16 protein-coding genes and 1 other RNA gene are annotated in these 15,024 nt (G+C 32.6%); 16 read left to right on the forward strand and 1 reads right to left on the reverse strand.

From position 1 onward, the window contains the following. Window positions 1–12: 12 nt before the first annotated feature. The 8 genes from EI71_RS06420 (at window position 13) to EI71_RS06455 (ending at window position 4,694) form a co-directional block, all read left to right on the forward strand. Window positions 13–1,563 (forward strand): extracellular solute-binding protein, encoded by a 1,551-nt coding sequence (locus EI71_RS06420; protein ID WP_119016432.1) that lies wholly within the window; start codon window positions 13–15, stop codon window positions 1,561–1,563. 182 nt (window positions 1,564–1,745) lie between these two features. Continuing rightward, a complete protein-coding gene (locus tag EI71_RS06425) occupies window positions 1,746–2,105 on the forward strand; it encodes a hypothetical protein (RefSeq protein ID WP_119016433.1) in 360 nt (119 codons plus the stop codon). Between the two features lie 97 nt (window positions 2,106–2,202). Continuing rightward, window positions 2,203–2,667: a hypothetical protein gene (locus EI71_RS06430; protein WP_119016434.1), complete on the forward strand. Its 465-nt coding sequence runs from the start codon at window positions 2,203–2,205 to the stop codon at window positions 2,665–2,667. Window positions 2,668–2,761: 94 nt separating this feature from the next. Beyond that, the gene (gene rpmE, locus EI71_RS06435) at window positions 2,762–2,971 is read left to right on the forward strand and encodes a 50S ribosomal protein L31 (RefSeq protein WP_119016435.1); all 210 of its coding nucleotides are present in this window, start codon (window positions 2,762–2,764) and stop codon (window positions 2,969–2,971) included. Window positions 2,972–3,077: 106 nt separating this feature from the next. After that, window positions 3,078–3,668: a thymidine kinase gene (locus EI71_RS06440; RefSeq protein ID WP_162849840.1), complete on the forward strand. Its 591-nt coding sequence runs from the start codon at window positions 3,078–3,080 to the stop codon at window positions 3,666–3,668. Then, entirely contained in the window at window positions 3,616–4,125 is a 510-nt protein-coding gene (locus EI71_RS06445; protein ID WP_211321063.1) for a nucleoside deaminase, read from the forward strand. The genes EI71_RS06440 and EI71_RS06445 overlap by 53 nt, the downstream gene beginning before the upstream one ends. A gap of 18 nt (window positions 4,126–4,143) precedes the next feature. Next, an RNA gene (gene ffs / locus EI71_RS06450) (signal recognition particle sRNA small type) lies at window positions 4,144–4,236 on the forward strand. Window positions 4,237–4,253: 17 nt separating this feature from the next. After that, entirely contained in the window at window positions 4,254–4,694 is a 441-nt protein-coding gene (locus EI71_RS06455; RefSeq protein WP_119016437.1) for a hypothetical protein, read from the forward strand. Window positions 4,695–4,747: 53 nt separating this feature from the next. Here EI71_RS06455 and EI71_RS06460 read toward each other — a convergent pair whose 3' ends face one another. Continuing rightward, on the reverse strand, window positions 4,748–6,520 hold the full coding sequence (locus EI71_RS06460) for an aminopeptidase P family protein (protein ID WP_211321064.1): 1,773 nt from the start codon (window positions 6,518–6,520) through the stop codon (window positions 4,748–4,750). A gap of 117 nt (window positions 6,521–6,637) precedes the next feature. Here EI71_RS06460 and EI71_RS06465 point away from each other — a divergent pair, with 117 nt between their 5' ends. The 8 genes from EI71_RS06465 to EI71_RS06500 all read left to right on the forward strand — a co-directional run bounded on the left by EI71_RS06465 (window position 6,638) and on the right by EI71_RS06500 (window position 14,739). Next, window positions 6,638–7,363, forward strand: coding sequence for a CvpA family protein (locus tag EI71_RS06465; protein WP_119016438.1), 726 nt, complete (start codon window positions 6,638–6,640; stop codon window positions 7,361–7,363). 119 nt (window positions 7,364–7,482) lie between these two features. Continuing rightward, complete coding sequence (locus EI71_RS06470) at window positions 7,483–8,271, forward strand: hypothetical protein (protein WP_119016439.1); 789 nt, start codon at window positions 7,483–7,485, stop codon at window positions 8,269–8,271. Window positions 8,272–8,297: 26 nt separating this feature from the next. Beyond that, window positions 8,298–10,274: a transketolase gene (gene tkt / locus EI71_RS06475; protein WP_119016440.1), complete on the forward strand. Its 1,977-nt coding sequence runs from the start codon at window positions 8,298–8,300 to the stop codon at window positions 10,272–10,274. Between the two features lie 96 nt (window positions 10,275–10,370). After that, window positions 10,371–11,606 carry a Y-family DNA polymerase gene (locus tag EI71_RS06480; protein ID WP_119016441.1) on the forward strand — a complete coding sequence of 412 codons (1,236 nt, stop codon included), beginning with the start codon at window positions 10,371–10,373 and terminating at the stop codon, window positions 11,604–11,606. Beyond that, on the forward strand, window positions 11,596–11,925 hold the full coding sequence (locus tag EI71_RS06485) for a hypothetical protein (RefSeq protein WP_119016442.1): 330 nt from the start codon (window positions 11,596–11,598) through the stop codon (window positions 11,923–11,925). Before EI71_RS06480 ends, EI71_RS06485 begins: the two co-directional genes overlap by 11 nt. Before the next feature lie 70 nt (window positions 11,926–11,995). Then, the gene (gene mnmG, locus EI71_RS06490) at window positions 11,996–13,876 is read left to right on the forward strand and encodes a tRNA uridine-5-carboxymethylaminomethyl(34) synthesis enzyme MnmG (protein ID WP_119016443.1); all 1,881 of its coding nucleotides are present in this window, start codon (window positions 11,996–11,998) and stop codon (window positions 13,874–13,876) included. After that, window positions 13,877–14,575 (forward strand): 16S rRNA (guanine(527)-N(7))-methyltransferase RsmG, encoded by a 699-nt coding sequence (gene rsmG, locus EI71_RS06495; protein ID WP_119016444.1) that lies wholly within the window; start codon window positions 13,877–13,879, stop codon window positions 14,573–14,575. Continuing rightward, complete coding sequence (locus EI71_RS06500) at window positions 14,575–14,739, forward strand: DUF951 domain-containing protein (protein ID WP_119016445.1); 165 nt, start codon at window positions 14,575–14,577, stop codon at window positions 14,737–14,739. The genes rsmG and EI71_RS06500 overlap by 1 nt, the downstream gene beginning before the upstream one ends. The last annotated feature ends 285 nt before the right edge of the window (window positions 14,740–15,024 follow it).

A 15,024-nucleotide genomic window follows, 5' to 3' on the forward strand; every position in this document is an offset into this window, starting at 1 on the left:
AGGAGAGTAAACATGAGAAAGAGATTATTTGAAGGTCTAGTTGCTACACTTGCAATAGCAAGCTTAGCATCTTGTGGAGATGCAACCACAACAACAAAAACTAAAGAAACTACAACTATTGAAACCACTACAGAAACTAAGGAGACTACAACAGCTACAACTACTGAAGTTCCTACAACAACAATGCCAGAAACAACAACTGTAGCTCCAACTCCTACAACAACCAATCCAGTAGTAGTAGAGCCACTCGATTTATCTCTTGATTTATCTACAGATAGCTTTAAAGGAGATAAGGATGATAAAACAATTCATTTTTATCATAATTATGGAGATAGATACACTGAAATAATAGATCAAGCTAAAGAAGCATTTAAAGAAAAATATCCATCTTGGGATATTGAATATGAGTTTAAAGGAGATTCATTTGTATCTGATATTATGGATAGTAAGGTAGATTTAGCCTTATTATATAGAGATGATTTATTCAATATTGCATATGATTCAAAGCGTGTTGTAAATATTAATGATTATTTAAATGCTAAGGGTACATTAAATAATAATCCTATTGGATATTCTAGTGAAGATATTTTAGATTTTGTACCTGCATATTTTAATGAAGGTCTTGCAGAAAACTTCTTGGGTTCAGATGAGTTTGGCTTTAAAGATGGGGATAGGCTTTCTATGCCATTCGTAAAGTCTAGTGATGTTTTATTTATGAATTTAACTGCATTAAAGGAAGCAGGTTATGTAGATGAATCTGGCAAAGTAAAGACTCCAACTACATGGGATGAATTATTTGAAGCATGCTCTATCGTTCAAAACTATTATCCATATTCAACTCCTTTAGGAATAGATTCTGAATCTAATTTAGCTTTAAATTTATTAAAACAAAATGGCTTTGATTTTTCTAAAGATGAAGCACCATATGTAGCATTTAATGCAACTGGTGCAGCAGAAGTATTAGAAAAATTACAACCATACTACGATAATTATTTATTGGCAACAATGTCAACCTATGGTGGTTATACATCTAGTCTATTAAAGAAGACACCTGAAAAGGGTGGTGCTTGTTTTGTTATTGGCTCATCTAGTGGTGCATCATATTATGAGACAGAAGATTTCACTTTAGGTATTTCAACATTACCTGGAACAATGAAAAATGGTAACTATAATAGATCTACTTTATATACTGGTTATGAGCTTGTAATGTTTCAAACAGAATTACAAAATAGTGAAGAAAGAAAGCTTATGACTTGGGAATTTATTAAATGCTTAGAGGATTCAGGCTTCCAAGGGACATTCTCTATGGAAAGCGGATTAAATCCAACTAAGGTAAGCACATATTTAATTCCAGAGTATGCTCAATATTTATCTTCAATGACTTACCAATCTACTGCAGCTATGATTTCATCTTTAATGGTTGATGATTTCTATTTTACAAAAACATTTAAGAATGCTTCTATTTATAAAGCACAGCTTAAAGAAGCAGTAATCCATATTTTAAATGGAGAAAATGGCAAAGATGCCTTAGATAGAGCTGCAACAATAGAAATTCCAGTTTAATATAAAGTTCAGCATTTTTATCCAATTTATGTATTTTCTTATACACATTGTGTAATAAATGATATTATTAATTTCAAAAAATTGTCATTTCGAACAGAAATAATCATTTAATAACAAAATTATTTGTGATTTGATAATAACAAGGGTATAATATAAATATCTAATAAGGAGGATAAATAAAAATGAAGGAATTTAGATTACAATTAGAAAAGGTATTTGATTTTCTAGGCGAGATTATCGCATTTTTAGTTATTGCTATTTGGGCCGTTTATATCATTGATACAAACTTTGTTTTCTTACCAGAAGTTTTAAGAAATATTTTTGCATATGTTAGATATTGGGGCTTATTAGTATTAGTTGCTGTTGAAGGCTTTGAATGTACAATTAAGAGAAATATTATTATTCGTCTAATTTTCTATATTTTATTAGCAGTAGTAGTTATTTTCTCATTCTTCCCTGACACATATAATATGTTAATCGCTTATGTACCAGGTGCAGTTGTACCTACAACATCTACAGCAGGCGCATTTATACATTTCTAAATGATGAAATCCGGGTAACCGGATTTTTTCTTTTTTCTTGTTTCAGCACATTATATGTAATATAATCTAAATAAAGGTAAAATTTGGGGTGGTTAAAATGCGTAATGAATTAGATAATCTTATTCGTAATATGATGAGTATGACTCCTCTTCAGCGTATTACAATGGCTAGAATGGCAAAAACTAGAATTGAAAGATATGCAATGAAGATGGGACTAGATAAGGAAAAGGCAGAGAACTTTGTAATTTATTATTTCCGTTTATTTGTTGCTGCAGATGCAGACTGTGATTATAGAGAAAGAGATCTTTTCAATAGAGCATTTGAAACAAATTTCTCTGAGATTCGTTTCAAAAAGCTTGTTGGTGAAGCATATGATGAGGCTTTTGTTAAAAAGATGGCAACAGTTACTCAAAAAATGCCTGAGGATTTACAGAATGATGTTGCCACTTTAGGCTTAGTAATCATGTGTGTAGATAACGAATTAACATCAAGTGAGGAGAAGCTTTTACATAAGCTTTTAACACCAGAAGAGACATTACTTTCAAGAATTAGTAAAAAATAATTTTAGGTGTTGCAATTTAAAAATCGTTATGTTACAATACTAGGGACTTTCTATGACATTAAGTCAGTCATGGCGGAAGGAGTGTAATGTAGACATGAAGAATAATATTCATCCAAATTATAAGACAGTTACTGTCACTTGTACTACATGCGGCGCAACATTTGAAACAGGATCTGTATTAGATGAGATCCGTGTTGATACTTGCTCAAATTGTCATCCATTCTTTACTGGTAAGCAGGCATTTACTCAGGCAGATGGTAGAGTTGACAAGTTCAATAAGCGCTACGGTTTAGATAAGAAGTAATAGAGTAAATGGAGTCCATAAGGACTCCTTTTTTCTTTCATTTATTTTCAAGGAACCTTTAGGTTCCTTTTATGATATACTTAATGTAATTAAGGAGTATGGCATTATGAATTATTATGAAGGAAAGAAGGGCTGGATTGAAGCAATCGTTGGCCCAATGTTTGCAGGAAAAACAGAAGAGCTTATTAGAAGAGTAAGAAGAATGGATTATGCTCATAAAAATTATATGGTTTTTAAACCAGTTATTGATAATCGTTATTCTTTTACAGATGTTGTAAGCCATAATAAGAAATCTGTTCATGCAGTGGCAATTAGAAATGCGAGCGATTTAAGAGCAAGCCTAAAACCTGAAACACAAGCGATTGTAATTGATGAGGTACAATTTTTTGATCCATCCTTTTTTAATGATATTGTAGCTTTAGCAAATGAAGGATATAGAGTTATTTGTGGAGGATTAGATACAGATTTTAGAGGAGAGCCATTTGGTATTATTGGTTCTATTTTAGCTGTTGCAGAGGATGTAATGAAAATTACAGCTATTTGTGTATGCTGTGGAGAAGAAGCTACAAAGACACAAAGAATCATTAATGGCAAGCCTGCATATTATGATGATCCTATTATTTTAGTTGGAGAAAAGGAATCCTATGAAGCAAGATGTAGATGCTGTCATACGGTACTATACCATGATAAAAAATGATGAATATTATATGAAAGAAGCAATTAAAGAAGCCAAAAAGGCCTATTTAATTGATGAAGTACCAATAGGCTGTGTCATTGTATATCAGGATAAGATTATTGCAAGAGCACATAATGAAAGAGAAAAAAGAGAATCTGCATTAGCTCATGCGGAAATACTTGCAATCTCTAAAGCATGTAAAAAATTAAATTCATGGAGGCTTGAGGACTCGATTATGTATATTACCCTAGAGCCTTGCTGTATGTGTAGTGGTGCAATAATACAATCGAGAATTAAAAAGGTCATTTATGGAGCATATGATTATCGCTTTGGAGCTCATAAATCCATTACATATTTATTTGATGTAAAATTTAATCATCAAGTAGATATTAAAGGCGGATTTATGGAAGAAGAATGTGGTAAGCTAATTACTGATTTTTTTAAGGAACTACGTATGAAAAAATCTTGCAATTCTTAAACCATTATGCTAGAATTATAAGCGTCCTTAACCAAGCATTTAAGGTGAACCAGGTCAGGATCGGAAGGTAGCAGCCTTAAGCTGGCGATGTTGTGGTTAAGGCGCTTTTTTTATTATGGGAGGAGAATATGAAAAGACAACCTGATGGTTTAACCATAGCATTATATTATTTTTGGGCTTTTGTTTTTGCTGTAATCCTATATGCAGGACTACATTATCCTAATGAAATCGTAAGAACTATATTGCTAATATGCCTAGTAGTACCTGCTGTTTTTTTATTTCAGGCTATTTATTTTACAGTAAGAAAGTCTATTTTAGAAAAGCTTGAGTGTGAAGAAAACAAGTCATTTTGCATAGTAGAAGGCTATGGTGTAGCTTGGTCTATTATGTCATTTTATTATGTTATTGTATCCTATAAGGGATTATCTGGAGAAACTCATCAGTTAAAGGTACCTTGTAATTTAGATGATTATGAGAAGCTTAAAAAGGGTACAAAAATACCATGCTTTATTAAAAATGAATTGTGCTATGTATTAAATGAATCAATTAAAGTAAAAGAAGAAGCATAAAAAAGGGACTTGTGTGAGACTGCTGAAAAATCTCACTTGTGTCCCTTATTTTTTTATATTTTCTTTGTGTAATCCTTTAACCATTCTTTTTCTTCTTTACTTAAGAATGGAGAAATCTTTTTAAATACCATTTCATGGTAATCATTTAACCAATCCTTTTCGGCTTGGCTTAATAAATTCTTTTGAATTGCATCTAAATCAATTGGACAATAGGTTATGGTTTCAAATCCTAGGAATGTACCATATTCATTTGTTGATTTTTCAACACAAACCATTTCATTTTCAATACGAATACCATATTTATCTTTAATATAGATACCTGGTTCATTTGTTGTAACCATTCCAGGAATGAATTCATGGGATTTCGCTCTACCAGGTACATCCTTCCAGCGGAAGCTATTAGGTCCTTCATGTACAGAAAGCAAATATCCAACACCATGACCTGTACCACATTTATAATCCATTTCAAGCTGCCAAATAGGTCCTCTAGCTAATACATCTAGGGTTACTCCTGTACAGCCCTTTAAAAATACTGCCATAGAAAGGTTAATATTTGATTTTAATACAGTTGTGAAATGTTTTTTCATTTCATTTGAAATACTTCCAAGTGCGAATGTTCTTGTGATATCTGTTGTACCCTCCAAATAGTGTCCACCAGAATCTACAAGTAAGAAGCCATTTCCTTTAATTTTATAATTGGATTCAGGAGTAGCAGAATAATGCATCATTGCTGCATGTTCTTTAAATCCACAAATTGTATTAAAGGATAAATCTACTAATCCCTTATCGGCTCTTCTTAATTCCTCTAAGTAATCTGATACAGAAATTTCACTCATTTCTTGGCCTTCTTGGAATCCTGTTTTTAAATAATACATAAACTTTGTCATAGCAACACCATCACGGATGTGTGCTTTTTTTATGTTTTCGATTTCTGTAGGATTTTTGATTGCCTTTAATAAGGAAGATGGATCTTCACTATTTATGATTTCATTTAATTGATAGGTTTGTTCATATATTTGATAATTTACTTTATTTAAATTCATTAAAATTTTCTTACCTCTTAATGTTTTTAAAGTGGAATAAATATCAAAATAACCCTTTGTATGAATATCATTTTCATTTAAGTATTTATCTACAGAATAATCAATTTTTGTAGGGTCAACATATAATGTTACACCTTCAAAGGATATGATAGTATAGGCTAAGAATACTGGAGTATGAGTAACATCATTCGCTCTTAGGTTATAAAGCCAAGCTTGATCCTCTAAGGAAGATAGAATATGGTAATCTGCGCCCTTTTCTTTCATTTCCTCACGAATCATTTCAAGCTTTTCTTTATATACTGTACCAGTAAATAGCTTATCTAATTTATAGATTAATGAATAAGGAAGCTTTGGTCTTTCCTTCCATACATTACCAACTAAATCAATGTCTGTAACAAAGGATTTATTTGGAAGCTTTTCCTTTAAGGATATTACTTGGCTTGCAGGTAATACTCTACCATCAAAGGCAAGAGTGCTTTTATCTTTCATGAATTCAATTAAGAATTCCTCTAAGGTTTTATCCTCACCCATTTTCATTAGGGTGATTCCATTTCCTTCAATTTCTTCTTGAGCCTGAATGAAATATCTACCATCTGTCCATAAATAGGCATTATCAATAGTTACAAGAAGAGTACCAGCAGAACCAGTAAAGCCAGATAACCATTCTCTTCCTTTAAAATAATCACTTACATATTCACTATTATGGAAGTCTCCTGTTGGAATGATGTAAGCATCTATATTATATATTTTCATTTGTTGTTGAAATAATTCAAGTTGTTCCATTTTCATCACCATAGATATTATACACTAAAATATTCTTGACAAAAATATGAAAATGCCTTTAAATTTTTATGAACTTATATTATATTATGGTATAATAAGTTCGAAGGAGGTTATGGTATGGATTGGGGTTTTACAGGACTATTAGATGTACTTATTGTAGTTTTTGCCTTAATAAATATTCTTCTTGGTTTCAAGAAGGGATTTATGAATAAAATGCTATCCTTCGTTGGAGTAATTGCAATTCTTATATTTGCATTTTTCTTCTGTACACAGGTTGCAGCTTGGTTCCATGGTGGAAAGTTATTCACACAAATTGAATCTAGTTTTGCAAATAACATTTCTGAAAGATTAGGTGGAACAGAAGGAAAGACCTGTGCGGATGTCATTTCTGCAGCAACAGGAATTCCATCTTGGATGACACAATTATTCGCCAATGCAATGGGTAATCCAGATCCAACTGAAGCAGTAAACACTGTTGCTACAACATTAACAACTTGGATAATGAATGGTATTGCATTCGTAGGTATTGTCGTTGTTGGTCTTTTATTACTTTTAATTTTAAAGATTATCACAAAGAATTTAAGAAGCTATACTGCTATTAAGGTTATTGATGGTGTATTAGGTGTTGTTTTATATGTTGGTATTTATTTTGCAATATTAACTGGATTATTTGCATTAATCAATTTAATTGTAAGTCAAAATTGGGAATGGTTATCTGGTGTTAACAATTGGTTAAGAGTAGATATGCAATTAGATAACCCAGATAAGTTTAGAATTTCAAAGGTTTTATATGAAAATAATTTCTTTGTAAAATTCTTTAGTGCAATATTTGGCTGGAAGTAATAATTTCCGATAACATAGTGGGAAACCATAATTGGTTTTCCACTTTTATTTTGTATTCGTTTATGCTATAATAAATTAGATTTTTTTGAAAGGATATCTAAAAGATATAAGGTGACGTTATGAAAATTAATCCAAAGCTTTATGAGGTCGCAGAAGGAAAAACTCCAGTAGAGGTACAGGATTGCGATGGCCGCTCTGTAGAAGTATTCCTAATGAATGATCTTGAAGGAGTAAAAGATGAGTATGTTTTAGGAAAAGGACAGTTTGCTGTATGGACTTCTGTAGATGGTTCAAACTATAGATTATATATTGAAGAAGGATATTATGAAGCAGTTAAACCATTGTATGGTTCTGCTGTTAATAAGGTATGGCTAGCATTTTGGGATGTTACAGATGCAATTTCTAAGAAATTCTCTCGTTTCATTATTTATCCATTAATGATTTTAGCAGTTGTACTTTGCGTATTATCCTTAGTTTTATCTAAATATTTAGGTGATTGGGGCTCTTGGGTAATCATTGGTGTATTAATTGCATTATTCATTGTAATGATTGTTTCAAATTCAGTAACAAAGAAAAAGATTGCAGAAGAAAATGTAAAGAGCCGTCAGCAGATTGTTGATTTCTTTGGCGAAGAGGAATTCAATTCCTTAATTGATCAGCAAAAGGCTTATATGGATCAGTATTTTGAAAATCTATATCCAGCTGAAGATGCAGAAGAAACTACTGAGAATGAAGCTTTAGATGCTCCTACTGAAGAGGCAGTTGAAGAGCCAGCAGCTGAGGAAGCAGCTGAAGAAGTAGTTGAAGAAAAAGTAGAAGAAGCACCTGCTGTAGAAGCAGTTGAAGAGGCTACTGTTGAAGAGGGTAAAGAAGAAGCTAGCTCAGAAGAAGCTTCTAAAGAAGAATAATATATAGCAGACAAAGGGGTTTTATAATGAAAGCTATAGATACAAAATGCATAAATGCGTTAAGAGTATTTGGTGCAGAGATGATTACAAAGGCAAAGAGTGGTCATCCTGGTATTGTTTTAGGTGCTGCACCAATCGTTCATACATTATATACTAGACATATTAATGTAAATCCAGAGGATGAAAAGTGGTTTAATCGTGACCGTTTCGTATTATCTGCAGGTCATGGTTCTACTTTACTTTATATGACATTACATTTATCTGGCTTTGATATTACAGTAGATGATTTAAAGAATTTCCGTCAGAAGGGAAGCCGTACTCCTGGTCATCCAGAATATGGTTTTACATCTGGTGTTGAAATTACAACTGGTCCATTAGGACAGGGTGTTGCAACGAGTGTTGGTTTAGCAATTGCTGAAAGCTATTTAGCAGCTAAATTTAATAAGCCAAATCTAGATATTGTTAATCACTATACTTATGTACTATGTGGTGATGGTGATTTACAGGAGGGTGTTGCTTATGAAGCAATGTCCTTAGCTGGTCATTTAGGCTTAGGTAAGTTAATTGTTTTATATGATTCTAATGATATTCAATTAGATGGTGAGGTTTCTTTGGCTACATCTGATAATACTCAAATGAAGTTTGAGGCTTTAGGATGGCAGTATTTAAAGGTTAATGATGGCAATGATGTAGATGAAATTGATGAAGCAATCAAAGAAGCAAAGAAGAATACTGGTAAGCCAACAATTATTGAAATTAAGACAACTATTGGTTATGGTGCTCCAAATAGTGGTGAATCCTCTATTCATGGAAAGCCAATGAGTAAAGAAGATATTAATGTATTAAGAAATAATTTAGAATATGAGGATGAGCCTGAATTAACATTCCCTGATGAGGTTAAGGCATATTATTCAGCAAATGTTAAGGAAAGAGGATATCGTGCAGATTCTGATTGGAATGAATTATTATCTATCTATTCACAGGATTACACATCAGAGTATGCGGAATTCTTAAATTTCATGGATGAAACATTTGAAATTGATGATTTCGATACAATGCCTACATGGACTCCAGGAACTAAAGAATCTACTCGTAAGGTAATGGGTAAGGTTATCGATTGGTTATCTACTGAGCTTCCAAATATTGTTGGTGGTTCTGCAGATTTATGCTCCTCCACAATGGTTAAGGGTGCAGATGGTAATTATGGTCCATCCAATCCTTTAGGAAGAAACATCCGTTTTGGTGTTCGTGAATTCTCTATGGCTGCCATTACAAATGGTATTACACTTCATGGTGGATTAAGAGGATATTGTAGTGGATTCTTCGTATTTGCAGATTATTTAAAGCCAGCCGTAAGACTTGCTGCTTTAATGCATTTACCATCCTTATTTTTCTTCTCTCACGATTCTGTATGTGTAGGAGAGGATGGTCCAACTCACCAGCCAATTGAACAGTTAACTATGTTCCGTTCAACTCCAAATCTAAATACAGTTCGTCCTGCAGATTCAGTTGAAATGACAAGTGCATTATTACAGGCATTTGGTAAGAATACATATCCAACAGTTATTACATCCTCTCGTCAGGCTGTATTAAACTTAGATTGTACTAATGCAGAAGAAGCAAAGAAGGGTGCATATGTTGTATATACTCCATCAAAACCAGCAAAGAATGTAATCATTTCTTGTGGTACTGAGCTTGCTGCATGTATTGAAGCTGCTAAAATCTTAGATTCAAAGAAGGTTTATGCAACTGTTGTTTCTATGCCTTCTCAGTTCTTATTTGATAAGCAAAGTGATGAATATAAGGAAGCAATTTTACCAAAGAATTTAAGAAAGGTAGCTGTAGAAATGGGTGCTACTATGTCTTGGTATAAATATGCAGATATCGTTAAGGGTATTGATACATTTGGTGCTTCAATGCCAATTGATGATATTTATGAAACTTATGGCTTTAGAACAGAGGATTTAGTTACTTATCTAAAGGGTGTTTTAAAAGCAAATTAATAATCAAAGCGACTTCGGTCGCTTTTTTTTATTTTTTTATAAAATTGACATCGATTATGTCAAATATATAAATATACTTCCTATGGAGGTGGAGGTATGTATTTATGTATTGATATGAGAAGCTTCTTTGCGTCTGTTGAATGTGAGGTAAGAGGACTAAATCCTTTAACTATTCCTTTAGCTGTTGTAGATGATAGAAGAGGGGATGGCGCTTTAGTTATGGCAGCAACTCCAGCATTAAAGGCTTATGGTGTTAAATCTAGATGTCGCTTATTTGATATTCCAAAGGATATTTTCTTTATTAGGGCTAAGCCTAGAATGAAATATTATATTTTATATGCCAAAAGAATTCATGAAATCTTTTTAAGGTTTGTAAGTGGTGAAGACTGCCTAGTTTATAGTATTGATGAATCCTTCTTAAAAATAGATGATTATGTTAAAAGCTATGGTACGCCTAAGGCTATGGCTTTAAAAATAATGAATACGATTAAAGAAGAGCTTCATTTATATTCTACTTGTGGAGCTGGAGATAACATGTATTTAGCTAAAATCTCTTTAGATATATTAGCTAAGAAAAATAATGGATATTATTATTTAACAGAAGAAGGCTTTAGGAATAAGCTTTGGGATCATAAGCCGATTACGGATTTTTGGATGATTGCGGGTGGAATTAGTAGTCATTTAGCTAGGCTTGGTATTTATACAATGAGAGGGATTGCTGAAGCACCAATAGGATTATTAAAAAAAGAATTTGGCATACTTGGTGAAGAAATGCGTAATCACGCATTTGGTAAAGAGGATGTTAGCTTATCTATGGTTAAGGAATATAAGCCAATAAATAAAAGTATTTCTAAAAGCCAAATATTATTTACTGATTATTCTAAGGAAGAGGCATGGATACCACTTCTTGAAATGACATATTTAATTACAATTCAAATGTGTATGAATAATATCGATGCGAAGGGGTTATCCTTTTATGTTGGATATAACCATAATATGGAGCTTGGAGGAGTAGCTAAAAGTGTTTCCTTTGAATATAGGTTAAGAGATTTTATATCCATTCAGAAGATATTAAAGGAACTATATTTTAAATATGTTTATGAAGGACAAATAAGGTGTGTTGGCATTTCCTTATTTGGAATTGAAGCTATAGGTATAAGACAGTTATCCTTATTCCATATGGAAGATAAGAAATACATAAATTTATCTAAAACAATTGGAGATATTCATAATCGTTTTGGTAATAATTCTATATTACCTGGAACTGCATTATATGAAAAATCCACCTTAATCTATAGAAATCAGTGTATAGGAGGACATAATGGAGAATAAAAAGGCTTCAAGATATTTAGCTTTTGATGCCTTAAAGGGCTTAAAGGAGGCTATTGTATCTACGGATGAATTTATAGCAAGGGAAAAATTTCCAAAAATTTGTGAGGAAGATAGAAGTGAAATGGATGTCATTTTATATAAATCCTATTTACGAAAGGAAGCTATTTATATATCCTATTATTATAAGGGACATATAAAAACTATTTGTGATGTTGTTGTAAGAATTGATTTATCCCATCATAAATTATTTTTAATGGTTCATGGAAGCATTTATATGGCATCGATTACTAATCTTTCTTTAACGGAAGAGGTTACATAAAATCTTTTGTTGTTTATAAAAATGAAAAGTGGTATTATAAATAGGAACTTTGTTAAGGAGTTGTTTAAATATGTATGATGTTATTGTTGTAGGGGCAGGTCATGCAGGCTGTGAGGCTGCAATGGCAGCAGCCAATATGGGGCTTAAAACCTTACTTGCCACTGGAAATTTAAATATGACGGCATCTATGCCATGTAATCCATCCATTGGTGGACCTGCAAAGGGCGTAGTCGTACGTGAGATTGATGCACTTGGTGGATATATGGGTAAAAATGCAGACCTTTGCCAAATCCAAACCAAAATGCTAAATCGTAGTAAGGGTCCTGCAGTTTGGGCTTTAAGATTTCAGTGCGATAAATTACTTTACGCTAGAGAAATGCATAAGCATTTAGAGACTGTTGAAAACCTTGATTTAGTTGAAGGTATTGTAGAAGATATCTTAACGGATGGGGATAGTGTTTCTGGCATTATGCTAGAAAATGGCGATAAGATTATGGCTAAAGCTGTTGTTTTAACGACTGGTACATATTTAGATTCTAGAATTTTAAGAGGTCATTGGACAAGCAAGGAAGGTCCTGATGGCCAAAGAACATCTAAAGGAATTTCAGCTGCCTTAAGAAGAATGGGCTTTACCATTCAAAGATTAAAAACCGGAACTCCAGCTAGAATTAAAGCATCTACTATAGATTTTTCTAAGGTTAGTGTAGAAAATGGTGATGAAATCACTTGGCATTTTAGCTTTGATAAGGGCTATGAATCCTTAACAGGAGTAAAAGCACCATGTTATTTAGCATATACAAATGAAGAAATTCATAATTTAATTCGTGCTAATTTAGATAAATCAGCAATGTATGGTGGAGTTGTTGAGGGTATTGGACCTAGATACTGTCCATCTATTGAGGATAAGGTTGTTAGATTTTCTGATAAAGAAAGACATCAAATATTTTATGAACCAGAATCCTTAGAAATTGACCAAGAGTATATTCAAGGCTTTTCTACATCTATGCCAGTAGAGGTACAAGATCAAATGATCAGATTACTTCCAGGCTTAAAGGATTGTGAGGTTATCCGTTATGCATATGCAATTGAATATGATGCGATTGACCCACTTGAGCTATGGCCAAGTCTTGAAACTAAGCTTGTAAAGGGCTTATTTACTGCTGGACAGATTAATGGTACATCTGGCTATGAGGAGGCTGCAGGTCAAGGACTTATGGCTGGTATTAATGCTGGTTTAAAGGTATTAGGTAAAAAACCATTAATATTAGGTAGAGATGAGGCATACATTGGCTTAATGATTGATGATTTAGTTACGAAGGGAACTAAAGAGCCTTATAGATTACTTACTTCAAGAAGTGAATTCCGATTATTATTAAGACATGATAATGCGGATTTAAGATTAAGAAAGAAAGGCTTTGAGGTTGGTCTTATTTCTAATAAGCAATATGAGAGATTTGAAAAGAAGCTTAAAGCTATTGAAGATACAAAGACCTTCTTTATGGAAAATAAGATTAAGCAGCAATTTGCAGATCCTATTTTAGAGTCTTTAGGCTCTGCACCATTGACAGAAAGCTTACCAGCTTCTGCAATTTTAAAAAGACCAGAGGTTACTTATAAGCATATTTTAACTATGCTTAAGGAGCAAGGGTTAGAATTTAATATAGATTATGATGATATCGATGAGGTATTAGAGCAGGTTGAAATTAGCTTTAAGTATGAAGGCTATATCCGTAAGGCATATGATCAAGCTGCAAGAATGAAAAGCTATGAGGCTAAGCTAATTCCTTCAGATATTGATTATGATTTAGTAGATAATATTGCCCTAGAGGCAAGAGAGAAGCTAAAGAAGGTAAGACCACTTACTATTGGTCAGGCTTCTCGTATTTCTGGTGTTAATCCAGCAGATATTTCTGTATTAGTTGTTTATGTTGAAAAATTAAGGAGAATGTAGATGAACTTTAAAGAGGAGCTTAAAAAATTAAATATTGAATTAACAGAGGAAGCTTCTTTTAAGTTTGATGCTTATTATAAGAGGCTAGTAGCTGTGAATGAGGTTATGAATTTAACTGCAATTACAGAGCATGATGAGGTTTATAATAAGCATTTTTTAGATTCTTTAATGATTGTAAGGGCACTCGATTTATCTAAAGAGTTTACTTTATGTGATGTGGGTAGTGGAGCAGGATTTCCATCTATCCCTTTAGCTATTGTATCTTCTAATGCAAAAGTAACTATAATTGACGCTTTAAATAAGAGAATTAAGTTTTTAAATGATTTAGTTGGTGAACTAGGTTTAACAAATGTTTTAGCACTACATCAAAGAGCTGAGGATTTTGCGAAAGAAAAAAGAGAATCCTTTGATTATGTTACTGCTAGAGCTGTAGCGAGATTAAATGTTTTATCTGAGCTATGCTTACCACTTGTTAGGGTTGGTGGTTCTTTTATTGCGATGAAGGGTCAAGGCGGAAAAGATGAGCTAGAAGAGGCTAAAAAAGCAATCGACACTTTAGGTGGCAAATTAGAAAAGGTAATTTCTTTAGAATTACCAGATAACGCAGGCGCGCGTGATATTTTAATTATTAAAAAGATAAAGGAGACTCCAAAGAAATATCCAAGAGCCTTCGCTAAGATAAAGGAGAGGCCACTATAATGTATGAACTAAATCAAATTGTTAAGACAAAAAAGCCACATGTATGTGGTTCTAATGAATGGAAAATTATTCGTGCTGGTGCAGATTTAAAGCTAGAATGTCAAGGCTGTAAAAGAGTAATTATGCTGGCAAGCTTTGAATTGGATAAGAGAATAAAAAAGTAAAAGAAAGATGCCCAAAGAAAAGGGCATTTTTCAATCCCAAAAAAAGACAAAAAAAATTATAAAATTGTTTGTGTTTCCCCATTTTTTAATAAAGGGTAAAAATGATAAAAAAATATCCAGGTAGAAATACCTGGGTTTTGTGTCTTATATAAGTGAAAAAAGACCTCAAAAATGGTATAATTAAATTGGCAAAAATAACTAAATACCAGAGGACTTTTTCCATGAAAAATTATAGCACTTTAAACGATATTTTAAAAGATGAAATTGTTAATTATATAAAGGATA

The sequence above is a fragment of the Anaeroplasma bactoclasticum genome (genome assembly GCF_003550015.1).
GTDB lineage: Bacteria > Bacillota_I > Bacilli_A > Acholeplasmatales > Anaeroplasmataceae > Anaeroplasma > Anaeroplasma bactoclasticum.